Consider the following 24,687-nt stretch of genomic DNA (forward strand, 5'->3'; position numbering starts at 1 on the left):
TTTTGGGCTAGAGGTTATATGGCAGTTAGTGCGGGTAATATTACTGATGAAATGATACAGCAGTATATTGATGAGCAAGAAGGTGAGCCTATTAATGATGATCGATTTCTAATCGATTCCACTTTATCACCTCTCAGCTTATAGCTGAGAGGTGTTTAGTTTTTGGTTCTATTTTCGGTATAGTGGTACACAATAGCCTATTTAATTCATTTCTATAAATCATGATAATAATTTGTCTCTTTTTTACTTTGCTTTTAGCATTAAGTAATCGTTTATCATTGCTTGCTTCCTCCTTTTGCTTTGCTTCTTCAGGATAATTATCAACTAGCCAAGTTGCCATTTCCATAGCAGTAAACTCTTTACTTGGATGGGCTTTAAGGAGTTTAATAATTGCAGTTTTGCGGTCAAAAAAAAGACATATTAGGTAATTATATTATTTTTTAGACATTGCTAAATTAAAGATAGATATTATCATGAGTTAAACAATTCAAAGTATTGTTGCATGGACATTATATCATTCCCGCCTACGCGGGCAGGTGTTGTTGTGTGGAGGGCAAAGCGTCATTGCGAGGAGCAAAGCGATGTGGCAATCCAGAAAATAATTAAAAAATTCGATACATCAGAATTTTTTGCTTCCTTGCTTTGTCAATTACTTCATAATTTTCCTCACAATGACTTTATGCAATAAGATTCAAACGTACTTCTTCGTTTAGTGCTGTTGTAGAAGATAATGCTATATCAAGTTCGACAAATATATGCACTAAGGCTATAGATAAATCATTGATCATTTTATCGGTATGGGCAGGGGTTGGGATGATTCGGAGGCGTTCCGTACCTCTCGGTACGGTTGGAAAATTGATATGTTGAACGTAAATACCATATTCATTAAGGAGCATATTTGAGGCTCTCGCCGCTTTAATCGGATCACCAATAATTATTGGCACTATATGACTTTCATTTTTCAAATAAGGTATATTAAAATTTTCAAAAGATTTTTTAAGTTTTGTAACTACTTCTTGATGTGTTATTCGTTCTTCATTTGATTCTTTAAGATGTCTAATACTATGCGTTGCAGCGGTAGAAATTACCGGCGGTAATGAAGTAGTGAAAATAAATCCTGGAGCGGTTAGTCTTATAGCATCGACTAAATTATGGTTGCTAGTGATATAACCGCCGATAGTGCCGTATGCTTTGGCAAGCGTTCCTTGAATAATATCGATTTGATCGCTACAATTAAGAAGCTCGGCCATACCGCCACCTTGTTTACCGTACAAACCGACCGTATGGACTTCGTCGATAAAGGTTAAAGCATTATATTTTTTGGCTAAGTTGATTATATCTTTGATAGGTGAGAAGAAACCGTCCATAGAGTACGCCGATTCAAAAACAATAATTTTCGGCCTATTAATATCGATTGATTGTAAAAGCTCTTCTAGATGTTTAACGTCTAAATGTCTATATATATATTTCTTGGCTCTTGAATTTGTAATTCCTGCAATTATTGATGCATGATTTAGCTCATCGGAGAAAAATACTATATCCGGCATGATTTTAGCAAGACTTGCAAGCGTTGTATCATTTGCAACAAAACCGGATGTAAAAACTAAAGCTGCTTGCTTTTTGTGTAAATCTGCAAGTTCTTTTTCAAGCTCAAGAATGGCAATATTATTGCCGCCGATATTGCGAGTTCCGCCTGATCCAACACCGTATTTGAGCAAGGTCTCTATGGAAGCTTGTATTACTTGTGCATGTTTACTCATACCTAAATAGTCATTAATGCACCACATCACTATTTGTTTATTAGCATGTTCTGCAAAAGGAAAATTATCGGCTTGTCTTTTTAAGGCTTTAAATTCTCGATACCTTCCTTCACTCTTAATTTTGTCTATATGTTTGCTAAATATAGTATCGTAATAAGACATTAGAACTATTATGTGTTTGAAGTTTTTTATGTGAATTGTAAAACATACTGTGTCATCCCGTGGCTTGACCATGGGATCCATAAAAACAATAAAAAATACTAGTATTTCTACTGGATCCCGCGATCAAGTCGCGGGATGACAACGGATTGCAACCATTCTACATTAAAATTAAAAAAGTTAAAGTTATAATATAGCTTTTTGTACAATATCGTTTAATCTCTTTGAAAATGCACCTGTATCGGCAACCGGTTCACCCTCTAAAATACAGGCTTGATCAAATATTAGATTAACCAATTCTTCATTATTTTTATTATTTGCTTTTAAGTCGTTAAAGATTTTCTCTATGATTTTATTTTTAGGATTGAGCTCTAAATTTTTAGCGGATGCAGCCGCTATTTGTTTCTGCTCAATCAAAAATCTCTCCATACGAATATCCATAGCAGAGTCGCTAACGGCAAGACAAGCAGGGCTTGAAGTAAGTTTTTTAGAGATCTTAACTTCTTTTACTAACTCCCCAAGTGTTTCTTTAAAATAATCTGTTAACAATTTATATTCATCATCGGATTTTTTACTATGTGTATTTTTATCTTCAGATTGTGAAGTAGTTTGCTCTACATCGATATCGCTTCTTGTCGCTGACTTAATAGCATGTCCTTTATACTCGCTATTAACATTTACCCAAAAATCATCCACTGCATCGGTAAAAAGTAATACATCGATATTTTTACTTAATAACCCTTCAATTTGTGGACTTGAAAGTAATTTATCAGGGTTATCACCGCTTAAATAATATATAATATTCTGTTCCTCTTTAAATCCTGCTATATATTCGTCAAGGCTAATCATTTTATTATGTAAGGCACTTCTGAATATGCATACCTCTAATAATTTTTCATGGTCGGTAGTAGCTTCACATAAACCCTCTTTTAAAGCACCACCGAAATTAGCCCAAAACTTATTATATTCTTCAGATGATTTCTCTTTCTTTTTTCTAAGCTCACCAAGCACTCTTTTTGTAATAGCATTTTTGATTTTCTCAAGTACACTATTATGCTGCAATGACTCACGGCTAATATTTAACGGTAAATCTTCTGAATCAACCACGCCTCGTAAAAATCTTAAATATGATGGAATTAAATCAATATTCTCATCAGAAATAAACACTCTTTTGATATATAATTTGACTCGCCTTTTACGATCAGGGTGGAATAAGTCAAATGTTTTACTTGAAGGAATGAAAAGCAGGTTAGTAAATTCTATAGCTCCTTCGTTTTTATTATGCATAGTTATCCAAGGGTCATCAACGGCATAAGATAGGCTTTTGTAGAATTCTTTATATTGTTCTTCCGTAATTTCTGATTTCGGTCTTGTCCATAATGCAGAAGCTGAATTAAGCTGGATTTCATTATTACCGGCTTCATCAAAGAAATATATCGGTACTGCTATGTGATCGGAATAGCTTTTAACGATGTGTTTTAACCTGAAATGATCAAGGAATGTATCTTCTTCTTGTTTGATATGTAAAACAATTTCCGTGCCTCTTATGAATTCTTTATCTGAATCTGAAACAATATACTCGCCAAGCCCGTCTGACTCCCAAACATGTACTTTATCTTCGCATGCTTTTCTTGAGGTTACAGTCACTTTATCGGCTACCATAAAGCTTGAATAAAATCCAACACCAAATTGACCGATTAGCATATTATCCTTTTTAGAATCACCAGAGAGGCTTTTAAGAAAATTTGCCGTACCCGATCTTGCAATAGTACCTAAATTCTCAATTAAATCCTCTTTATTCATGCCGATACCGTTATCACGGATAATAATCTGCCTGTTATCTTTATCGATTTTAACCGTAATTTTAAAATTACTATCGCTAGCTACTAATTCGCTATTACTTTGAGATAAATAACGTAATTTATCGCAAGCATCCGAAGCATTAGAAATTAACTCCCTCATAAAAATCTCTTTATTACTATAAAGAGAGTGAATCATTAAATTTAAAATCCTGCCGACCTCGGCATCAAACTTTTTCTTTTCTTGTGTCATAATTATTCCAGTTAATGAATGATTTTTTAGTCATATGACTGCCGATGTTATTCCCGCGTAGGCGGCCCATTTTATTAATTATAAAATTCTATAATAAGATATTTTTAATGTTCTTTTTGGATTCCCGCCTACGCGGGAATAACATCGGCAGTCTAGCAACAACTGCACCTTATTTAATATAGGAATTAATAATCAAATTTAAATAGTCTTCATTAATATTTTTTATCAATATCGTTTTTACGCTATGAGTATGACCTTTAATAATTGCGATATTACTACGTGATAATTTCCAGTCTTTTGCTAAATAATTTAGGATTTCTTCATTAGCTTTACCTTGTTCCGGTGTTGCTTTTATAGATAATTTTAGATATGGAATATTATTGATAATTACAAAATTACTAATTAGATTTTGTTTAGCATTAGGCTTTACTTTAAGATTAAGTAAAACCTGATGTAAAGAAGAGTTATAATTATAGAATTTATCCATGAATATTTTTTATCATATTTGCTTATTATTTTTAATAAAAAAAGAATACTTGAAAAACTTTGCTTAAACTGATATAAAGTTTACCGTAAATGTTAGCACCCTTAGCTCAGCTGGATAGAGCAACAGATTTCTAATCTGTGGGTCAGAGGTTCGAATCCTTTAGGGTGCGCCATTCTTCATTTTTCGGTATTTCTACAAAAATCTCAAACCGCAGATGCAGCATAAAATCAAACTTTTTACCGTTTAATGAAAGGTTCGATAAAACTAATTTTTATTAATTGTCTTTCACCAAATCTCTAAACTGAGCAGTTTTTCTCTTTCTTCTAAATAGTAAATTTACTACCCCACAAAAAGAAATATTAATAATTTGATTAAGCAACCAGCCGCTTTAATCTCATTCATTTCTAACTGCGGGGCTGGTTCGTTCCAAGCATCAACATTGCGACAAAAGTTAAACCGAGGCAAATACTTGAACGCCGCCACTGAACTACCAAGATGGGTGCATGCTAAAGGCAGCGTTAAGCTGCAAGGCTTAGTGAAACGCCGTAACTTAGAGCGGTCATTGTTCTTAAGTGAAGCAGGTACAGCCTCAATTGCTAATGAGATTGTTGTTACTTAAATGTAGAAACTAATTATTTAAAATAATTAACTAATATATTAAATTATTAATTGTAATTATTACCATTTATTAAAATTTTCTATTATTTCCTCTAATCCTCTATATTCATATATCTCTTCAATCAATTCCAATTTATTTATTTATACTTCTAGTTAAATTTCTATTGCTTTTTTAAAGCTCTTGATTATGATTTTGACTTTAGTTGCAGTAATTTAGGCGATCAAAAAATATCTATTTTAGCTGAAATTTTATAAATTACTACTCTTACTCATATTTACTTTGGTGAAAATGATATAGGGATTATAGGAATTAAAGCAATTATAGAAGCTTCAAAGTTCAACAATAAAGATTTACACAATCACAATATAGATAATGAGGGAGTAAAGTTAATAACTGAATTCTTAACAAATAATAGTACTTTAAAGCATCTTGATATTTTAGGTAATAAAATAACACCTGAAGGAGTAAAAGTAATTATTGAAGCTTGAAGAAAAAATACTACTATTACGCATATAGATTTAGAGCAAGATAATATAGATAATAAAAGCAAAGTTATAATTGAGAAATATCTACAGCGAAATAAAAATTTAATGAATTTTCAAAAGTTAGCTGATGGAATAAACGATAAAGTAGACACTAATATTGCAATAAATGCTAAAGATAAAGCTATAATAAAAGATACTATAGAAGAGATCATACACAACGCTAAAGAACTTAATAATACAACCGATATAGACAAAATAACTGCTAGTATGCAAGAGCTGATAGTTGATAAATCTACAAAATTTAAAATTATGACTATAGCAAACCAGCTTAACGAAATAATTGACAACTAAAATATAAATGATGATATTAGCTTGTTAGGTGGTGATAATACTTTTGTACCTGCTGTCAGTTAATAATAAAATGCAAAAAATATTTATCAATTAAGCAGACATAACTGGAGAAGTGGCAAAAGATTTTGTTGGATAATTTCCACTTTCTTTCTCCAGTTTTTCAAAATGAAATATACCAAATCCAATACTTGTTGGAATCATAATAATTAATACTCCCCAGTTTCCAAAGATTTTTATTAAATGAGGAAAACCAAAAGATCTAATAACATACATACAAGCAGCTGATAAAGCATATGTAAATGTTACGGAAGTAAAGCGTTTAAAGGTTGGAAAATGTCTAAAACAATTTGGTACAGTCGGCATAACATTAAGGGCAAAAGTCATGATAAGTAATTGAATAATGAAATTTGATTTGGATTAGAAGCTTTATTTAATAAATATGGACATAGTAATATTGTAATAGTAAAAATACCTAATAATGCTTTTAGAATTTGTAAATGATATATCTTATAACTTAATGCTGCTACTATTATTATACTTATAAGTTCTATTATAGATAATTTAAAATTTTGTTTTATAACTTGTTCAGGAGTACAGTTAAATTTGGTTACAAGAATATCACCACAATAAATATATGCAAAATAAAAACATACAGGCCATGCACAATCCATTATAAATAGAGCTATTGCTGTCTTTTTATTAATTTTTTCTTTCCAAATAGGATTATTTTCTAATACTTTTATATCCCTATTAGCTTACTATTTTCAAAAGTTTTAAGTAATTTAAGCTTTGCATTAGCAAATTCAGGAGTTCCTCGTAATGCGGTTCTTGCTAATGTTCCTACAACGGCAATAATTGCACCGATACCAAATGCATAACGCCAATTAAAACCATAAGAAGTAACAATAGTAGCAACCCCTAAAGCTGCGAAAGTTCCTACAGTAGCGAAAACCGTAGCTAAGGCTACAATAGGATATTGTATTGGAGGTTTAGTAAACTCAGTTAAATAAACTTCTGTTCCTATTACCTCTCCCATTGAGGACATACCTTGAACAATTCTACATAATATTATTATAATAGAAGCTGTTATACCAATTTCATTGTAAGTAGGAAGTAATGCCATGACTATGCATGAAGTAGCCATCATCATAGTTGTTATAACTACTGTAGTTTTTCGTCCATATGTATCGCCTAAATATCCGAAAATGAGAGCTCCGAGCGGTCTCAAAATAGAAGTAGCACATAAAGCTGCTATAGGCGAAATAGCATAAGCATCGGCTTTTGGAAAAAAAGCTCATTAAGAAGTACCGACATATGGACATAAAGCATAATCAAAATATTCCAATAAGGTTCCTACAGATCACAACCCTACAGCTTGTTTCTGTTCTTTTGTCAAACTTCTTTGTTCTTTTTCGTAGCCTAGCATAATTCTTGTATAAAAAATTAAATTGTAAAAAGAATGATACTGTTTTGTATAAAAGTCAATACAGGTTTTTGTCTTATATGTTTAAAGAGATTAATAATATTTCTTAATGCTTAATTACAAATCAGAGGAATATCTAATATATTAGACCAAACTTTATCCCAACCTTTTGCATGAGCAATATTAGGCACAGTTTGTTTTTTTACACATGGTGAGTTACTTGTTTTTACGTAAAGCTCTGCTATGAAAGGTGGGACTCTTTTGTCATCCATGCCGGATAGATGTAATTGAGGAATATTATTAACCTGTTTTGCATAATTTATCGGGTTTAACGATTTAACTAAGTAACCGTGATAATTATGATATTTATCAAACTTTTTAGTATCTAAATTACCGGCAATCGTTATAATATCTTTAACATTACTATTTTGCGCGGCAATTAATATTGTAAGCCCGCCGCCACCGGAGAAGCCGACTAAACTAAATTTTTGTCCGTTATTGATAATATTTATTACATTGTTAATTGAATCTACGACTTCCTGCCCCATTCTTTTATCTAACCAATAATCGCTAATGCATTTTGGATTCATCTCTAAAGGAGTATATTGACAAGGTCGTGCTATATAAACAACATTCGGTCTTTTGTCGATTGTAGCAAGCTTCAAGAGCATCGGATTAACAGGAGTAGGGTTGTCAGAGTTAACGCCGCCATCCGCAAGATGCCCATCTCCTTCAATATAGAATACAAAAGGCAGGTAACTAGCAGTAATACGCTGATAAGTCGTAAGAGTAAAATCACCGCCGCTTACTAGCCTCATCTGAAAGTTATTTTGAGTTGCTATATCTTGCGAATGCTTTACCCTACTAGCTACAGCATGAATGGTAGAACACCCTGAGAGAAATATTGATGTAAGAAATATTATACAAAGAAGTTTTTTCATAATATTTATAGGTAATATTTGGTAGAAGTTACTTATATGTCTTTAATAATATTCCTGCGTGGACACCAAATCGTCATTGCAAGCGACCGTAGGGAGCGCGGCAATCTAGAAAAAATAATACAAAAATTCTGATTTACAGATTTTTTACTGGATTGCTTAGTCGAATTACTACGTAATTTTTCTCGCAATGACGGTAGAAAATAATTAAAACGGTATTTCATCGTCTAAGTCGCTATGATCAAAGGAATGATTTTTAGTTTCAGTATGCTTATATTCGCTATGCCCTGAATCTTGAGTATGATTATTAGAGTTTTTACTATCTAATAATATTAATTGTGAATTAAAGTTTTGTAACACAACTTCCGTGGTATATTTTTCTTGACCTGAATTATCATTCCACTTACGGGTTTGTAATGAACCTTCAATATATAATTTACTACCTTTTGTGACATAGCGTTCTACAACAGATACTAATCCTTCACTAAATATCACTACTCTATGCCATTCAGTTCGTTCTTTTCGTTCACTGGTAATACGATCTTTCCAAGTTTCGGTTGTTGCTAAGGAAAGATTAATGATTTTTTTCCCTTCGCCCGTAGTTCTAATTTCCGGAGCACGCCCTACATTACCTATTAATATTACTTTATTTAAACTACCTGCCATTACTACCTATTTTAAAATATTATTATTGCAATAATAAAATAAAAGAGCCTATAATACTACAGGTTTTTTAAAAAATATCTCAAAAATTTTATAGTGAAGTGATTATGAACCAAGAATATATTAAGGTGCGTGGTGCTAAAGAGCATAATCTAAAAAATATAAATGTTGATATTCCAAGGAATAAATTTGTTGTTATCACCGGTCTTAGTGGTTCAGGTAAGTCATCTTTAGCTTTTGATACTATTTATGCAGAAGGTCAAAGGCGATATGTTGAAAGTTTATCTTCATATGCAAGGCAATTCTTACATTTACAAAATAAACCTAATGTAGAATCTATTTCCGGATTATCACCGGCAATTGCAATTGACCAGAAAACTACTTCTAAAAATCCACGTTCTACGGTTGGAACTATAACGGAAATTTACGATTATCTTAGGTTATTATATGCAAGGGTAGGTATTCCTTACTCTCCGGCAACCGGTCTTCCGATACATAGCCAAACGGTTTCTGAGATGGTAGATATAATTAACGAACTACCTAAAGGTACGAAAGTATATTTACTCGCTCCTATTGTTAGAGGACATAAAGGGGAATTTAAGCGTGAAATTATGAATCTGAAAAAGCAAGGCTTTCAGAAATTAATAGTTAACGGGGAAGTTTGCGAAATTGATGATTTGCCGAAACTTGATAAAAATAAGAAACATAATATAGAAGTAATCGTTGATAGAATAGTTCTAGACGAAAGTTTAGGTAATAGGCTTGCAGATAGCTTAGAGAGTTCGTTAAATCTTGCAGAAGGTATTACTTATTTGGAAATTGTAGAATTGCCGTCGGCAGTTAAGAGCGAGTTTGAAAAAAATCAGCGTATTACTTTTTCTGAGAAATATTCTTGTCCGGTATCGGGTTTTCAGCTTACGGAAATAGAGCCTCGAATCTTTTCTTTTAATAGCCCTTTTGGAGCATGTTCTAAATGTGAAGGGATAGGTAAAGAGTTTTTCTTTGATAGAGAATTAATTGTTCCGGATCAAAGAATTTCTATTAAAGACGGTGCAATAGTGCCTTGGGGTAGTACATCTTCTAAATTTATCCTAGAGACATTAAAGGCTCTTGCCGATCATTATAAATTTTCTATTGAAGTACCTTTTGTAAGTTTATCACAAAATGTTAAGGATATTTTATTTGAAGGTTCAGGAGAAGAGGCAATAAAGTTTGAATTTCATGACGGTTCTAAAACGCAAATAATAAAACAACCTTTTGCCGGTATAATACCAAGTTTGCAAGAAAAGGACCGTACTATAGAATCGGTTTTAATTAAAGAGGAACTAGCTAAATTTAAGTCAGAACATAAATGTACTGCCTGCTCAGGATTTAGATTAAAAGACGAAGCATTATGCGTTAAAATAGCGAATCTTCATATAGGCGAAGTAGTAGGTATGAGTATTGCAGCCTTGCACAAATGGTTTAGTAACTTAGAAGAAAAATTAAATAAAAAGCAATTATTTATTGCTGAGCGTATACTCAAAGAAATTACTGAGAGATTAAAATTTCTTATGAATGTCGGGCTTGATTATCTAACGTTATCACGAGAAGCAGGTACTTTATCGGGCGGGGAAGGCCAGCGTATTCGTCTTGCATCTCAAATAGGTTCAAGGCTTAGCGGTGTTTTATATGTACTTGATGAGCCGTCTATCGGTCTGCATCAACGAGATAATACAAGATTAATTGAGACGCTAAAAAGGCTTAGAGATCTAGGTAATACCGTTTTGGTAGTCGAGCATGACGCAGAAACAATGTATGAAGCAGATCATATTATTGATATAGGACCGGGAGCCGGTATTCACGGCGGTCGTGTTATTGCGGAAGGAAATGCTGAAGAAATAAAGAATTTTGAAGAAAGTATTACAGGTAGATATCTAAGCGGTCGTCAAACAATTAAAGTACCGTCTGAAATAAGAGTAGGGCATGATAATAGGGCAATTGAATTACTCGGGGCAGTTTCCAACAATTTAGATAATGTTGATATCAAAATTCCGCTTGGTACGTTTACTGCTATAACGGGAGTATCAGGAAGCGGTAAATCAAGCTTGATGATTCATACTCTATATAAGGCAGCTTTAAAGCATTTAGAGCCGACTAGCAAAGTATTGCCAGGCAAATATAGAAAATTAAAAGGACTTGAATATATTGATAAAATTATCGATATTAATCAATCTCCGATAGGTAGAACTCCTCGTTCAAACCCTGCGACTTATACAGGAGCATTTACTCATATTAGGGATTGGTTTGTGGAATTACCTGAATCAAAAGCTAGAGGGTATAAAGTAGGCAGATTTTCGTTTAACGTTAAAGGCGGGAGATGTGAAGCATGCCAAGGTGACGGGCTGATTAAAATAGAAATGCATTTCCTACCTGACGTATATATAAAATGTGATATTTGTAATGGTCATAGATATAATAGAGAAACTCTTGAAATACAATATAAAGGTAAATCTATTGCTGATATTTTGATGATGACAGTAGAAGATGCGATGCAATTTTTTGAGAAAATCCCGTTAATCTATGAAAAACTAATTACCTTAAATGAAGTGGGACTAGGCTATATTAAAATCGGTCAGTCTGCTACTACTCTTTCAGGTGGTGAAGCACAACGCGTTAAGCTTGCTAAAGAATTATCAAGACGTTCAACCGGTAAAACGCTTTATATACTTGATGAACCGACTACGGGACTGCATATCGACGATATTAATAAATTGCTGAAAGTTTTACATAAACTTGTTGATATGGGTAATACCGTTTTAGTTATTGAGCATAATCTAGATGTTATAAAAACAGCAGACTATATTATTGATGTTGGTCCTGAAGGCGGCGACAAAGGCGGTAAGATAGTTGTATGCGGTACTCCTGCAGACATTGCTGCTTGCACGGAAAGCCATACAGGCAGATATTTAAAGCAATATTTGGAATAAGTCTAATGCTTATGGTCGTGGTGGTGGGTATAGAAGCCTAGAGAAGAAAGTGCACTTGAGAATTCAGAGTTAGGAGTTATTTCGTTTGGTATTCCGCTGCAACATATGTGACCATTTAAGCATATCACTTGATCGGAGTTTTTTATTACAGTAAATAAATCATGAGAAATCATAAAAACCGTAATATTTAGCTTTTTACGAATCAGATTAATAAGCTGATGAAATTCCTGCTGGCTTGTTACGTCTAAAGATTGCAGCGGTTCATCTAAAATAATTAAGTCAGGATTATTAACTATTGAACATGCAAGAATTACCTTTTGAAACTGTCCTCCTGAGAGCTTAGAAATTTCTTGCTCTTTTATATGTTCCAAATCAATAAATGAGTTAATCTCTTTAATATTGCTATTAAAATTACTAGGTGCTAACAAATCTAAAAATTTTTTTACTGTAATAGGTAGATCAGGGGTTAATCCGAATTTCTGTGGTACATATCCGATTTTTAATTTGGAATCAATTATAATCTCACCGCTTGTCGGTTTTTCAAGTCCAAGCATTAATCGTACTATGGTGGTTTTACCTGCACCGTTAGGTCCAATTAAAGTAGTAATATTATTTTTTTTGACGGTAAAGCTAACGTTATTTATCGGCAATTTATTACCGAATTTTTTAGATACGTTACAAAACTCGATGATAGGTTTTTCCAAGATAATATTTTGTGTTTAAAGTTTTATATCATTCTTACGTGGATCGGTTGTTTCGTCATTGCGATAAGAAACTGCAAATTTCGACGAAGCAATCCAGTAAAAAATTCTGTAAATCAGAATTTTTTTATTATTTTTCTGGATTGCCACGTCGCTTCGCTCCTCGCAATGACGGTTTAATGCAGCATTCCGCAGGAATGACATTACGTAGAATAAATACCGATTATTTCAGTTTTAGCTAATAAATGTTTTTGCAGTGCTAATACTAAATCTTGCTTGCTAGCATTCTCGTCAAGTTCAAGATAATCATTTAGAGCATATAGTTTAAAAAAATAACGATGAGGTTTGCCTGCAGGTGGACAAGGACCGCCGTATTTTTTTTCTTTCCAGCTATTATTTAAAATTTTAATACTACTATCTATTTGTCCTTCTGAAAGCTCAGTAATAGAAGCAGGAATATTATATATTATCCAATGATCCCATATACCGTGCGGTGGTGCTATTTCTACCGGTGCATCCGGGTCATCCATGATAAGTGCAAAAGATTTAGTATTTGAAGGAGCATTATTCCATTCTAGATGCGGTGAAACATTTGGTCCTTTACAAGTAAATTTATCAGGAATGCGGTCATTATGTTTAAACGCTGTACTTGTTATTATGAAAGTCATAAATGCTCTCCCGTGTTGTTTATGTTATTCCTGCGAAAGCAGGAATCTAGACACTAAAAAGTATAACACACTAAATGTTTAAATTAAAAGCTCAAGATAATTTCGCTTTTTTCTGGATTCCCGCTTTTGTGGAATGACATATGGTACTTTTCGGTATGACACTTTAGTTCACAACTTGCCATTGTCCGTCAGGTTGGCGGCATGCATTACCGTATGTTTTTTGTTGTTTTCCGCCTATTACAACTGTTTGAGTGTACTCACGGCAATACTGACCATTGCTATTTCTATAAGTTTTATTAGGTGTTACGTAACCGTAATTGCCGTTATCCGGATTACGCCATTCTACGTTACTACCGCTAGGGGCTGCTTCTAAAGCTCTTTGTGAGGTGAGCTCTGCAAGTCTTCTATCCTGCTCATCCATACCTGCACCTATTTGTCCACCAAGCACTGCTCCAAGTAATGCACCTACACCTACTCCGACAAGCTGTCCTTTGCCCTTACCGAATTGAGAACCAAGTAATGCACCGCCGGCACCGCCAAGAAGTGTTCCTGTACCTTGTTTATTCATACCGCCCGGACCGTTACAGGCTTGTAACATAGAAGCTGCAAGAGCTATAATCATAATTTTAGATAATAGTTCCATATAATTCTCTCTAAATTAATATATATTTAATAAGTATATGGTTTTTAGAAGTTTGTAAAGTATAAAACTCATTGAATTTTATATTTTCTTTGTTAAACTAACAAAATATAAATTGCAAAGAGTTGTCATGGATACTAATAACCGTAATCGGTTAATAAAATCAGCATCTTATTTATCGGTTGTTACGGCATTAATGATTTTAAGTATAAAATTATACGCTTGGGTTGTTACCGATTCGCAATCAATTCTTGCTTCTTTAATTGATTCAATGCTTGATATAACTTCTTCCTTTATTAACTTAATAGCTTTAAGATTTGTCCTGCAACCGCCCGATCATCATCATCGATTTGGGCATGAAAAAATGCAGGATTTAACAATTTTTTCTCAATCGATATTTTTCTTTGCTTCGGCTTTTTTTGTAGGCTTTGCTTCGGTTAAATCTTTATTTGAAAAAACAAAACCGGAGAATATTAGCGACGGTACTACTGTAATGTATGTATGTATATTTTTGACGGTTATTTTAGTACTTTACCAAACCTATGTAATTAAAAAAACAGGATCAGAGATAGTAAAAGCAGATAAGCTCCATTATTTTACGGACTTGCTTACTAATGTTATAGTAATTATCTCTATAAATTTAAGTGATGACTTTTGGTTTATTGATCCATTATTTGGAGTAATTATTTCGTTATATATATTTCACTCTTCTTATTCTTTATTTAAAAAGGCATTTAAAAATTTAGTTGATCACGAATTACCTGAACAAGATAGACAAAAAATTATCTCGATAGTTAATAACCATTTAGTGGTAAAAGGTATACACGAAATGAAAACTAGATATGCCGGTCAAAAAGCTTTTATTCAGTGCCATTTGGAAATGGATGGCAATATGTCATTGTATAATGCTCATAAAATTAGCGATGAGATTGCTTTTGAAATATTGCAGGAATTTCCGGAAGCTGAAATAATGATCCACCAAGATCCTTTTGGAGTCGAAGAACACGTAAATTATCGTGAATATATTGTTAGATAAAGAAATGAGTTTCAATAACTTCTTCATGGAGCAAGCTTTAAAACAAGCACGGCTCGCTTTTGATAAAAATGAAGTTCCGGTCGGAGCGGTGATTGTAGATAGGTTAAATCAAAAAATCATTGTTAATAGTCATAATAATACCGAAGAAAAAAATAACACTCTTTATCATGCTGAAATTATTGCTATTAATGAAGCGTGTAATCTTATATCTTCTAAAAATTTAAATGATTATGATATTTACATTACTTTAGAGCCTTGTGCCATGTGTGCAGCGGCTATAGCTCATAGCAGGTTAAAACGTTTGTTTTACGGTGCTTCTGATTCCAAGCACGGAGCAGTTGAAAGTAATTTACGATATTTTAACAGTAGTGCTTGTTTTCATAGACCGGAAATATATAGCGGAATTCTTGCCGAAGATTCTGGGCTATTAATGAAAGAGTTTTTTAGGAGGATACGATAATCATGGTAGAGCATTGCTTGCGTGGATTATAAAGTATGCTCGATGTCATACCGTAGCTTGACCATGGTATCCATAAAAATAACTTAAAAATACTAATAAATCTTAGTATTTTTAGTTGGATCCCGCGATCAAGTCGCGGGATGACAAATGAAAAATCTATCCACACACGCAAGCCTTCTGCAAGAATGACATAAAAAAGTAAGAAAATATGCTAAAACTATTAACCCCCTATTATTTTAATAAATTATCAAAGGTTATAATACCTATATTAGCTATATCTACTCTTGTAATGATGATTATAGGTCTTTATTTAGCCCTCATAGTTTCGCCGATAGATTATCAACAAGGTGAGTTTATACGCATTATGTATGTTCACGTACCTGCTTCTTGGATGGCACTTGGTATTTATGTTTTCATGGCAGCATGCAGCTTTAGTTATCTAGTATGGAAAACTACTATCAGCTATTTGTTAGCTGTAGCATCTAGTTATGTTGGGGCTATTTTTACTTTGATTAGCTTAATAACAGGCTCTTTATGGGGAAAGCCTATATGGGGAACATGGTGGGCTTGGGATGCAAGGCTTACTTCTATGCTCATATTATTTTTATTATATCTAAGCTATATTATCATGGTGAATAGTGCGGATAATATAAGAAAAGCACAAAATCCTGCTGCTATTATTGCTCTTATCGGACTGATTAATATACCGATAGTAAAATTCTCGGTAAATATTTGGTATAGCCTACATCAGCCTGCTAGTGTTTTAAGGCTAGGGGGGAGTCCAACTATTCACTCTTCAATGCTAAAGCCTTTAATTATCATGTTTATCAGTTTTATATTATATTTTCTATTAGTATTACTTTTAAGAACTTCTATATTAATCGACAAAATCAAAAACAGATAACAAAATGACTTATGTTGTAACCGATGAATGCGTAAAATGTAAATATACCGATTGTGTTGAAGTATGTCCTGTAGATTGTTTCTACGAGGGTGAATTTATGCTAGTTATCAATCCTGATAAATGTATAGATTGCGGTGTATGTGTTCCTGATTGTCCTATAGATGCTATCAAACCCGAATCACCGGAGTTAATAGAATGGGTAGAACGTGCAAAAGATTTTATAGAAAATAAAGGATGGAAAAATATTACCAAGAACAAGCCTGCCTTGCCTGATGCCGATAAATTTAAAGATGAGAAAAATAAGTTTAATAAATATATAAATAATATGAATTAAATACATGTGTTTATTTTATGTGTTTATTTTGTCACAACACTTTATAAAAGCTTTATTATATGAATCTAATTACCGATTAAATATAGAACTAAAAAATATAACATGTTATATATTATGCATTATGCCATTAATAGGTAATGTTTAATTAGTTAATTTGAGGTGCTAACCATGAAAAAGTTACTTTTAATAGCTGCTACAAGTGCAACAATTTTATCTTCTAGTATATCATTTGCCGATGACATGGGTAATGATTGGTATTTAAGAATAGATGCCGGTGCAGCAATGTTTAATAAAGAAAAAGATAAGGCCACCGGTGTTAAATTAAAATCTAATACGACTGTTCCGGTTGCTTTAGGTATAGGTTATTATATTTCCGAAAATTTTAGAGCTGATTTAACATTAGGTACTATCATAGGTGGAAAGTTAAAGAAATCCGGAGCTGCAACTAATGCACCTTTTACCGGTACTAACGTTTCAGCGAGCCATAAACCTACTATTACACGTTTACTTATTAACGGTTATGTAGATTTAACTAATTTTGATATGTTTGATGTTTTTGCCGGTGCCGGTGTTGGTCCTGCATTAGTTAAAGAGAAAATTACATATAATGGTATAACAGGTCTTTCATCTAACACTAAAAACAGAACTAATATCTCTTACAAGCTAACTTTAGGTACTTCTGCACAAATTGCCGACGGTGTTAAAGCAGAACTAGCTTATAGCTGGATAGATGACGGTAGAACAAAAAGTAAGAATGTAATTTACCAAGGAACAAGTGTACCGACCGGTGGCATGCGTTATCAAAGTCACAACTTAACGGCTGGTATAAGATTTGATATATAATTACAAGAATATATTAATAGTTTTTTAGGTAATAGACCAATGTCATATCGTGGCTTGACCGCGGTATCTAGAAATACAAAAAAAGACTGGACTCCGTGGTCAAGCCAGGGAGGAGGATTAAGCGACAGCTTAGAAATGTTACTCAAAATTATTTTTTATCGAATTTAGATAAAAATTGTAAAGATTATTATCTAATATCGTTTTTACTAACAACTAATAAAATTTCAAGGAAAAATTTAACAATATGAAAAAATTACTTTTAATAGCAGCTGCAAGCACAGCACTTTTAACTTCTGGTCTTTCATTCGCGGATTGTGATATGAATTCTTCTGTAGATTCATCTACTAGTTCATCGATGTCATCATCTATGGAAAATCAATGGTATTTAAAACTTAATGCTGGCAGCGTGGTTTTTGATAAAGTAAAACCTTCAAATAGCAGTGTTAAGTTAAAATCCAATACAGGTTTTACCGGTAATATTGGAGCAGGTTATTATATCATGGATAATTTAAGAACTGATTTTACAATTGGAATGGTAACAAATAACCACATAAAAAAGTCTACAAATGTTTCAACTTCTAACTCTACTGTTACTACTGTACCATCAGTTATTTCAGCAGATGAACAACTTATTATTAACGGTATTGTAATTCCAGGAGGTGTACTTACAAGTGGTCCTGGTGGCACTACCACCCCTGCTACTACAGTATCAGTAAAACATAAACCTACTATTGTAAGTGCATTACTTAACGGTTATGTAGACTTTATTGATGTAAGTATGTTTAAAGTGTTTGCAGGAGCAGGTGTCGGTGCTGCATTAGTAAAGGAAAAAGTAAATATTTCAACTAAGACTGTTGCTAATAATAATGTTATTAGTAGTACTAATTTTTCAGGAACAACTAAAAACAAAACTAACTTTGCTTATCAATTATCTTTAGGCACTTCATTTGAGGTAGCACAAGGTGTGAAGGCAGAACTCATTTATAGTTGGACAGATTACGGTAAATCAAAAACTAATACTAAAAATGTTGCCGGAAATAAGGTTAAATTTGGTGGAACCCGTTATAAAGGTAATAACTTAATGGCAGGATTAAGATTTGATATGTAATTAGATCTCAAATCTTTTTACAAGCTATTAACACAAAAAAGGAGCCTTTAATATTAAAGGCTCCTTTTTTTTTATTTGTGTGCTTTTTGCTTGTATGGATACCAAATCGTCATTGTGAGGAGCGAAGCGACGTAGCAATCCAGCAAAAATAATAAAAAAATTCTGTAAATCAGAATTTTTTACTAGATTGCTTCATCGAATTACTACGTAATTCTTCTCGCAATGACGGCAAAGCAGGTCCACGCAACAATGCCTACGCGGGAATTACATAGAACAAAAACTGTCTGGTACTATAGGTTTGACCATGGGGTCCAGAAATATAACTTAAAATGCTAGTAATTTTAGTATTTTTAAGCTGGATACCGCGATCAAGTCGCAGGTATGACAACTAAAAATCGATCTCATTCAAACAACACCATGCCTTGTAAGAATAGTATAAAGCGTCATCCTATCTTAGATTTTTCTTTGTAAAACGTTACATTCATTTTGTGTATTGCTGCAAAGCCTAAATAAATTTTAATACGTTCCAAAATAATATCTTGATAATAAGGTAGTTCTGCTGCAATGGTATTATCTTCCGCTTGTATAAACAGTGTATTAATCTTTTGTTTTTTATAAGTATAGGTGGTGATTTTTAAAGGTAACGCTTTATTGCTGAAGTTAAACCCGACTATTTTATTCCAGTTAATTATGATTGCAGGAAGTAATGGATGTTGTTTGGAGAATATACGTCTAACTATTTTATCAATATCCTCTTTAATTAGCTTCATTTTAATAAACTCTGTACTGTTAAAGTGATAACGGCTAAAGCAAGCATTATAGATATTACAGGAAAATGTAAAGATGTAACTGATATGATCATTAAAAATATATTACAAACTGCTATAATCGATACTACTTGTTTATGAGACTTACCTTTTTGTACTGCTTTTTGAAAAAAATGCTTTAGATGAGGCTGCCAAATTTTTTCTTTATTGAGTAGTCGAATTAATATGGTGAGTACGGCATCGGTAATGTAATATAAACTAGCAATAACACAAGCTATAAATAAATTAGTATTTGTAAGAGCAAGCAGGATCAAACAAAGACCCATTAAGAATCCAAGGCTAATACTTCCTACGTCGCCTAAAAATATTTTTGCCGGATGCCAATTAAATATTAAAAAACCACAAGAACAACCAAGAATAATAACATTTACACTAGCTATAAAATATGGGTTATCAATAATCGAAAATTGTACAAAACATAATATAAGCATAGTGCTAGATAGATGGATAGATTCCACACAACTCATACCGTCTATACCATCCATAAAATTATATATATTAATAAAACCGCTTAAAGCTATAACTAAAATAGAATATATTAGTATATGTACAGAGTTTAGCTGCGAAAAAAGAAAAATAGCAAAAGCTGCACAAATTAAGTGGACTATTAAACGCATTAGAATAGGTACGGCTTTTAAGTCATCTAAAAAGGAAATCGAGGCAATTATCAATAATAACGGTAATATTTTTATTGAATTAGTAAGGTTATTGCTCATTATATATTCAAACCCGCTCAAAGCAATCATTACGACAATTACAATAGCGAGACCGCCGCCGCGTGGTGTTATCTTATCATGAGAGCGACGACTACTAGGTACATCAACTAAACCGATTGCAGTAAGATATTTAGTTAATATATATGTTAATATAGCGGTGGCTATAAAAGAAAAAATAAATAATGTGCTATAGCTATTTATATTCATAGTAACATATTAGATTTAAAACTATAATATTTGTTATTACTTATAATGACGTGATCATATACCATAATATTTACGGTTGAGCATGTCTCTACTAGCTTATTTGTCATGTGAATGTCGGATTTTGAAGGTTCAGGTCTACCGCTTGGATGATTATGCACAAGTATAAGGCTGCTTGCTTCGTTAAATAAAGCTCGTTTAATTATCGCACGTGGATATACCGCAGCTTGGTCTATAGTTTCTTGACTTAAAACCTCATCGGCAATTAAGATATTTTTCTTATTCAAAAATAATATACGAAATTGCTCGAGTCGCATATTACCCATATTAACTTTTAAATAATCACTCAAAGAACTCCAAGAAGCAATAATATTTTTATTTATTATTTTTTGTTTCAATACTCTATTTATCAGCTCACGTATTAGACAAAATTAATATATAAATTTTCATTGGTGCCTTTAATACTAAGTAGCCTTTCCTTATCAAGGTTAATTAAATCTGTAATATCAAAATGATCAAGTAATTTTTTAGCAAGAGGTTTTACGTCTTTCCGAGGGATAGCCGAAAATAACATTACTGCAAGTAATGCGTAATCGGAAAAATGTTCTGCTCCAGCGGCAACGAAGCGTTCTTTTACTCTTTTACGGTGACCTATATAATGAGGCGTATCTATTACATCATTATACATCTTCCCAAACTTCGATTCTAGAGGTAATTTAGACGTCGAACCGGTACTCGCATCCTCACGTACTAGCGTATACGCTGCGGTGCCGTGTGCTGTGTCTCCTTTAAATTTCTCTCTATAAGCTGGTTTGGAAAGATGTCTATTACCGAATTCTATCAAATTATTTTCTAACATTCTTTATGTTTATTCAAATTATAAATAAGTAAAATGTTGCTGATGTCATCCCCGTGGAGGCAGGAAGTTGTTGCATGGATACCCGAACCGTCATTGCGAGGAGCGAAGCGACATGGCAATCTAGAAAATAATTAAAAAATTCTGTAAATCAGAATTTTTTACTGGATTGCTTCGTCAAATTACTTCGTAATTTTTCTTGCAATGACGAAACGACTAAACCATATAATCAACTTTTACCTTACAATTTAGTATGGAGGATAATCAAGTTTTTTAGGTGATAACGTAAATATTTCAAAGCCATCTTTAGTCACACCTATAGTATGCTCAAATTGAGCCGATAATGATTTATCACGCGTAGTAACCGTCCATCCATCTAGTTTACTTAATATAGTGTCATAATTACCAGCATTTATCATAGGTTCAATGGTGAAAAACATCCCTTCTTCTAACGTTAGACCTGTACCGCTGCGACCGTAATTTAATATTGACGGCTCGTCATGAAAAACTCTTCCGATACCGTGACCCGTATAATCTCTAACCACAGAATAATTATGTTTCTCAGCATATCTTTGAATCGCATGTCCGATATCACCGAGTTTAGCACCGGGTCTAACTACTTCAATCCCTTTTATCATTGCATCATAAGTTACTTGAATAAGACGCTTTGGCTTAATTGCTACGTCACCGACATAATACATACGGCTAGTATCACCGTACCAACCGTCTAAAATTACTGTAACATCAATATTTACTATATCACCGTTTTTTAATGGTTTATCGTTTGGAATGCCGTGACAAACCACATGATTTATAGAAGTACAAATCGATTTCGGAAAGCCTTTATAATTTAACGGTGCAGGAATCGCATTATGAGCAGTAATAAAATTATGACAAAGGTCATTTAAACTATTAGTAGTGACGTTCGGTTTTACGTAACCAGTAATAAAATCAAGCGTCTCTGCAGCTAATTTTCCAGCTAGCCGCATCTTTATGAAATCTTTTTCCGTGTGGATTTTTATGGTCATGTTATATTATAAGTTTTTAAAAGCGTTTTTATAGTATAACATTTTTTTCTAAGGTGTAAATTTTAAAAGTTGACATTATAGATCATATTAAATTAGCTTGTCTAATTTACTTTAAAAATGTATTTTATATTAAAATTTTTCAAAAATCACTTAATGCTATATTACATAAATAAAATTCTTTCAAACAATAAGGTGCAAGCTGTGATCTTAGGGATAATCGGGCTTGGTATTGTGACTGTTCTTACGTCATATAATATAGACGATCCATCTTTTAACTCAGTTACAACAGAATATCCTAGTAATTTAATCGGAATTGCCGGCTCTTATTTATCGGATTTTTTATATCAATTTTTTGGGTTGGCTGCTTTTATTATACCGCTTGCTTGCTTTGTTTGGGGAAGAAATTGTTGGTATGGAAGATATCGCGGCTCATTTATCCGTATGTTTGTCATGTTGCTTGCTCTCGTTAGCAGTAGCACAGTATTATCTAAGATTAAGCTAGAATTCATACCGGCAAATGCAGGCGGAGCTATCGGAATAATAGCTTTTAATTTTTTTGAGCGATTTACAAATCAGCTATACTTATTATTAATATTTTTTACCTTTATTATATTAGTTGTTTTACTTGAAATTAAATTTACTTCTTTAAGTACTTTTATTATTAAGCTAAGTAAATTTTTAACCTATCGGATACAATATTTTTTACATAATGTATTTTCAAGCTTGTCGTTGATAAGATTATTCCCTACTAAAAACAATGATAAGATAAATATAACTTCTTCTTACCAAAAGCCTGTAAGTGAAAAAGTAAAATTCACTGAAGAAGCAAGACCCATACCTGCAAATCCTATAAAATTCTTTAATAAATCCCCTACCGCCCCTAAAATATCTCAAAACGAAATAGCAGAATTGCTGCCTATTTCGTTATTACATGATCCTGAAAACCATCATGTAAAAGGGGTTTCTTCCTCAGAGCTTAAGCAAAAAGCCGAGGAACTATTAACCGTGCTGAATGATTTTGGAGTTAAAGGGCATATAATTAATATCAATCAAGGACCGGTGGTAACTCAATATGAGTTTGAGCCGGCAGCTGGTACTAAAACATCAAGAGTAGTAGGATTATCTGACGATATAGCACGCTCACTATCTGCTTTATCAACAAGGATAGCGGTAATACCCGGCAAAAACGTACTTGGTATTGAGATCCCTAATAAGCAGCGTGAATTCTTTTGTTTGAAAGAGTTGATAGAGACGCCTGAATACCAAGACAAATCAACTTTATTACCGTTAGTCTTAGGTAAAGATTTAGCCGGTAAGCCACTGATTGCCGATCTTGCGAAGATGCCTCACTTGCTTGTTGCAGGAACAACCGGTTCTGGTAAATCAGTTGGGATTAACGCGATGATAGTCTCGCTCTTATACCGCTATATTCCTGAAGAATGCCGCTTTATCATGATTGACCCGAAAATGCTTGAATTATCGGCTTATGACGGAATACCGCATTTGCTAACTCCCGTAGTAACCGAACCTTCTAAGGCGGTAGTTGCTCTTAAATGGGCAGTTAAGGAAATGGAAAACCGCTATAGAATGATGAGCAATATCGGTGTTAAGAATATTGCAGGTTACAATGCAAAAATCTTAGAAGCGGTTAAAGAGAATAAAGTAATTGAGCGTTCGATTCAAACAGGTTTTGACCCTGAAACAGGTAAGCCTATTTATGAAACCGTTACGATGAATATGGAGAAACTACCTTACATTGTGGTTATTGTTGATGAGATGGCTGATTTAATGCTAGTTGCCGGTAAGGATATTGAAATGCTGATTCAAAGGCTTGCTCAAATGGCAAGAGCGGCAGGTATCCATATTATCATGGCAACACAAAGACCTTCTGTAGACGTTATTACCGGTGTCATTAAAGCCAATTTCCCAAGTCGTATTAGCTTTAAAGTTACCTCTAAAATCGATAGCCGAACGATTTTAGGCGAGCAAGGCTCCGAGCAGTTACTAGGTATGGGTGATATGCTATTTATGGGGAATACTTCAAAGATAAGTAGGGTACACGGACCGTTTGTTAATGAAGCCGAAATCGAGAAAATTACGGAATATTTGAAAGAGACCGGTACGCCTGAATACATCTATGCCGTTACCGAGCAGCCTGAAGAAGACGATAGTAGCATTGATATTGGTGACGGCACGTTTGATGCAGTGCTTTACAAAAAAGCCGTTCAGATAGTGCGTGACGAACGTAAATCTTCCATTAGCTATATCCAAAGGTCGCTTAGAATCGGCTATAACAAAGCTGCCAACTTAGTTGAGAAGATGGAGAAAGATGGAATAGTCTCACCACCGAATCATACAGGTAAGAGGGAGATATTACTGCCTGAGAGGTAAATGTTATTCTCGTATTCTTAATGTTATCCCCGTTATCCCCGCGAAAGCGGCGATCTAGTACTTTT

26 protein-coding genes, 1 tRNA gene and 3 pseudogenes are annotated in these 24,687 nt (G+C 33.3%); 12 read left to right on the plus strand and 18 right to left on the minus strand.

The genetic code is table 11. The features are described from left to right. Nucleotides 1–133 precede the first annotated feature (133 nt). The 4 genes from ACKTSD_RS01285 to ACKTSD_RS01300 all read right to left on the minus strand — a co-directional run bounded on the left by ACKTSD_RS01285 (nt 134) and on the right by ACKTSD_RS01300 (nt 4,458). Nucleotides 134–340 (minus strand): hypothetical protein, encoded by a 207-nt coding sequence (locus ACKTSD_RS01285; RefSeq protein ID WP_412707709.1) that lies wholly within the window; start codon nt 338–340, stop codon nt 134–136. Between the two features lie 337 nt (nt 341–677). Continuing rightward, entirely contained in the window at nt 678–1,922 is a 1,245-nt protein-coding gene (hemA, locus tag ACKTSD_RS01290) for a 5-aminolevulinate synthase (protein WP_412707647.1), read from the minus strand. A gap of 183 nt (nt 1,923–2,105) precedes the next feature. Beyond that, nucleotides 2,106–3,971 carry a molecular chaperone HtpG gene (htpG, locus tag ACKTSD_RS01295; protein WP_412707648.1) on the minus strand — a complete coding sequence of 622 codons (1,866 nt, stop codon included), beginning with the start codon at nt 3,969–3,971 and terminating at the stop codon, nt 2,106–2,108. Nucleotides 3,972–4,140: 169 nt separating this feature from the next. Continuing rightward, nucleotides 4,141–4,458 (minus strand): A1G_07140 family DUF167 domain protein, encoded by a 318-nt coding sequence (locus ACKTSD_RS01300; RefSeq protein ID WP_412707649.1) that lies wholly within the window; start codon nt 4,456–4,458, stop codon nt 4,141–4,143. Between the two features lie 95 nt (nt 4,459–4,553). Between ACKTSD_RS01300 and ACKTSD_RS01305 the strand changes: the two genes are divergently transcribed. The 4 genes from ACKTSD_RS01305 (at nt 4,554) to ACKTSD_RS01320 (ending at nt 5,913) form a co-directional block, all read left to right on the plus strand. Continuing rightward, a tRNA-Arg gene (locus ACKTSD_RS01305) sits at nt 4,554–4,630 on the plus strand. A gap of 195 nt (nt 4,631–4,825) precedes the next feature. After that, on the plus strand, nt 4,826–5,077 hold the full coding sequence (locus ACKTSD_RS01310; RefSeq protein ID WP_412707650.1) for a lysozyme: 252 nt from the start codon (nt 4,826–4,828) through the stop codon (nt 5,075–5,077). Nucleotides 5,078–5,466: 389 nt separating this feature from the next. Continuing rightward, nucleotides 5,467–5,565, plus strand: coding sequence for a hypothetical protein (locus tag ACKTSD_RS01315; protein ID WP_412707705.1), 99 nt, complete (start codon nt 5,467–5,469; stop codon nt 5,563–5,565). A gap of 102 nt (nt 5,566–5,667) precedes the next feature. Continuing rightward, complete coding sequence (locus tag ACKTSD_RS01320; protein WP_412707651.1) at nt 5,668–5,913, plus strand: hypothetical protein; 246 nt, start codon at nt 5,668–5,670, stop codon at nt 5,911–5,913. A gap of 90 nt (nt 5,914–6,003) precedes the next feature. Here the strand turns inward: ACKTSD_RS01320 and ACKTSD_RS01325 are convergent, their stop codons facing one another. From ACKTSD_RS01325 to ACKTSD_RS01345, 5 genes are all read right to left on the minus strand, one after another. Further along, the gene (locus ACKTSD_RS01325; protein WP_412707652.1) at nt 6,004–6,297 is read right to left on the minus strand and encodes a hypothetical protein; all 294 of its coding nucleotides are present in this window, start codon (nt 6,295–6,297) and stop codon (nt 6,004–6,006) included. Continuing rightward, complete coding sequence (locus ACKTSD_RS01330; protein ID WP_412707653.1) at nt 6,294–6,584, minus strand: hypothetical protein; 291 nt, start codon at nt 6,582–6,584, stop codon at nt 6,294–6,296. The genes ACKTSD_RS01325 and ACKTSD_RS01330 overlap by 4 nt, the downstream gene beginning before the upstream one ends. Before the next feature lie 68 nt (nt 6,585–6,652). Then, nucleotides 6,653–7,141, minus strand: coding sequence for an MFS transporter (locus tag ACKTSD_RS01335; protein WP_412707654.1), 489 nt, complete (start codon nt 7,139–7,141; stop codon nt 6,653–6,655). Between the two features lie 308 nt (nt 7,142–7,449). After that, on the minus strand, nt 7,450–8,277 hold the full coding sequence (locus tag ACKTSD_RS01340; RefSeq protein ID WP_412707655.1) for an alpha/beta hydrolase family protein: 828 nt from the start codon (nt 8,275–8,277) through the stop codon (nt 7,450–7,452). A 204-nt stretch (nt 8,278–8,481) separates the two neighbouring features. Next, nucleotides 8,482–8,940 (minus strand): single-stranded DNA-binding protein, encoded by a 459-nt coding sequence (locus ACKTSD_RS01345; protein ID WP_412707656.1) that lies wholly within the window; start codon nt 8,938–8,940, stop codon nt 8,482–8,484. A 104-nt stretch (nt 8,941–9,044) separates the two neighbouring features. Between ACKTSD_RS01345 and uvrA the strand changes: the two genes are divergently transcribed. Continuing rightward, a complete protein-coding gene (gene uvrA, locus ACKTSD_RS01350; RefSeq protein WP_412707657.1) occupies nt 9,045–11,906 on the plus strand; it encodes an excinuclease ABC subunit UvrA in 2,862 nt (953 codons plus the stop codon). Nucleotides 11,907–11,908: 2 nt separating this feature from the next. Here uvrA and ACKTSD_RS01355 read toward each other — a convergent pair whose 3' ends face one another. The 3 genes from ACKTSD_RS01355 to ACKTSD_RS01365 all read right to left on the minus strand — a co-directional run bounded on the left by ACKTSD_RS01355 (nt 11,909) and on the right by ACKTSD_RS01365 (nt 13,918). Further along, nucleotides 11,909–12,610: an ATP-binding cassette domain-containing protein gene (locus tag ACKTSD_RS01355; protein WP_412707658.1), complete on the minus strand. Its 702-nt coding sequence runs from the start codon at nt 12,608–12,610 to the stop codon at nt 11,909–11,911. Nucleotides 12,611–12,810: 200 nt separating this feature from the next. Next, complete coding sequence (locus ACKTSD_RS01360) at nt 12,811–13,275, minus strand: YbhB/YbcL family Raf kinase inhibitor-like protein (protein ID WP_412707659.1); 465 nt, start codon at nt 13,273–13,275, stop codon at nt 12,811–12,813. 163 nt (nt 13,276–13,438) lie between these two features. Further along, nucleotides 13,439–13,918, minus strand: coding sequence for an RT0821/Lpp0805 family surface protein (locus ACKTSD_RS01365; RefSeq protein WP_412707660.1), 480 nt, complete (start codon nt 13,916–13,918; stop codon nt 13,439–13,441). 127 nt (nt 13,919–14,045) lie between these two features. Here ACKTSD_RS01365 and ACKTSD_RS01370 point away from each other — a divergent pair, with 127 nt between their 5' ends. The 6 genes from ACKTSD_RS01370 (at nt 14,046) to ACKTSD_RS01395 (ending at nt 18,600) form a co-directional block, all read left to right on the plus strand. Continuing rightward, nucleotides 14,046–14,951, plus strand: a complete 906-nt coding sequence (locus tag ACKTSD_RS01370) for a cation diffusion facilitator family transporter (protein ID WP_412707661.1) — start codon at nt 14,046–14,048, stop codon at nt 14,949–14,951. Beyond that, nucleotides 14,932–15,411, plus strand: coding sequence for a nucleoside deaminase (locus tag ACKTSD_RS01375; protein WP_412707662.1), 480 nt, complete (start codon nt 14,932–14,934; stop codon nt 15,409–15,411). Before ACKTSD_RS01370 ends, ACKTSD_RS01375 begins: the two co-directional genes overlap by 20 nt. A 208-nt stretch (nt 15,412–15,619) precedes the next feature. Then, a complete protein-coding gene (locus ACKTSD_RS01380; protein WP_412707663.1) occupies nt 15,620–16,315 on the plus strand; it encodes a heme ABC transporter permease in 696 nt (231 codons plus the stop codon). A 4-nt stretch (nt 16,316–16,319) separates the two neighbouring features. Beyond that, nucleotides 16,320–16,649 carry a ferredoxin FdxA gene (gene fdxA, locus ACKTSD_RS01385; protein WP_412707664.1) on the plus strand — a complete coding sequence of 110 codons (330 nt, stop codon included), beginning with the start codon at nt 16,320–16,322 and terminating at the stop codon, nt 16,647–16,649. A 168-nt stretch (nt 16,650–16,817) separates the two neighbouring features. Continuing rightward, nucleotides 16,818–17,492 carry an adhesin Adr gene (gene adr, locus ACKTSD_RS01390; protein ID WP_412707665.1) on the plus strand — a complete coding sequence of 225 codons (675 nt, stop codon included), beginning with the start codon at nt 16,818–16,820 and terminating at the stop codon, nt 17,490–17,492. A 244-nt stretch (nt 17,493–17,736) separates the two neighbouring features. Further along, nucleotides 17,737–18,600 (plus strand): outer membrane protein, encoded by an 864-nt coding sequence (locus tag ACKTSD_RS01395; protein WP_412707666.1) that lies wholly within the window; start codon nt 17,737–17,739, stop codon nt 18,598–18,600. A 443-nt stretch (nt 18,601–19,043) separates the two neighbouring features. On the opposite strand, the gene ACKTSD_RS01400 is transcribed toward ACKTSD_RS01395, so the two are convergent. The 6 genes and pseudogenes from ACKTSD_RS01400 to map form a co-directional block, all read right to left on the minus strand. Then, nucleotides 19,044–19,370, minus strand: coding sequence for a DciA family protein (locus ACKTSD_RS01400; protein WP_412707667.1), 327 nt, complete (start codon nt 19,368–19,370; stop codon nt 19,044–19,046). Continuing rightward, a complete protein-coding gene (locus tag ACKTSD_RS01405) occupies nt 19,367–20,350 on the minus strand; it encodes an MraY family glycosyltransferase (RefSeq protein WP_412707668.1) in 984 nt (327 codons plus the stop codon). The genes ACKTSD_RS01400 and ACKTSD_RS01405 overlap by 4 nt, the downstream gene beginning before the upstream one ends. After that, nucleotides 20,337–20,745: pseudogene (locus ACKTSD_RS01410) on the minus strand (JAB domain-containing protein). The gene ACKTSD_RS01405 and the pseudogene ACKTSD_RS01410 overlap by 14 nt, the downstream one beginning before the upstream one ends. Before the next feature lie 6 nt (nt 20,746–20,751). Next, nucleotides 20,752–21,035: pseudogene (locus ACKTSD_RS01415) on the minus strand (UPF0758 domain-containing protein); the annotation flags it as partial. Then, nucleotides 21,015–21,173, minus strand: a pseudogene (locus tag ACKTSD_RS01420) (palindromic element RPE1 domain-containing protein); the annotation flags it as partial. The pseudogenes ACKTSD_RS01420 and ACKTSD_RS01415, both read right to left, overlap by 21 nt. A 278-nt stretch (nt 21,174–21,451) precedes the next feature. After that, nucleotides 21,452–22,231 (minus strand): type I methionyl aminopeptidase, encoded by a 780-nt coding sequence (gene map, locus ACKTSD_RS01425; RefSeq protein ID WP_412707669.1) that lies wholly within the window; start codon nt 22,229–22,231, stop codon nt 21,452–21,454. 153 nt (nt 22,232–22,384) lie between these two features. Here map and ACKTSD_RS01430 point away from each other — a divergent pair, with 153 nt between their 5' ends. After that, nucleotides 22,385–24,622 (plus strand): DNA translocase FtsK, encoded by a 2,238-nt coding sequence (locus tag ACKTSD_RS01430; RefSeq protein ID WP_412707707.1) that lies wholly within the window; start codon nt 22,385–22,387, stop codon nt 24,620–24,622. Nucleotides 24,623–24,687: the final 65 nt, after the last annotated feature.

Origin of the sequence: Candidatus Rickettsia kedanie, assembly GCF_045865205.1 — a bacterium.
Lineage (GTDB): Bacteria > Pseudomonadota > Alphaproteobacteria > Rickettsiales > Rickettsiaceae > Rickettsia > Rickettsia australis.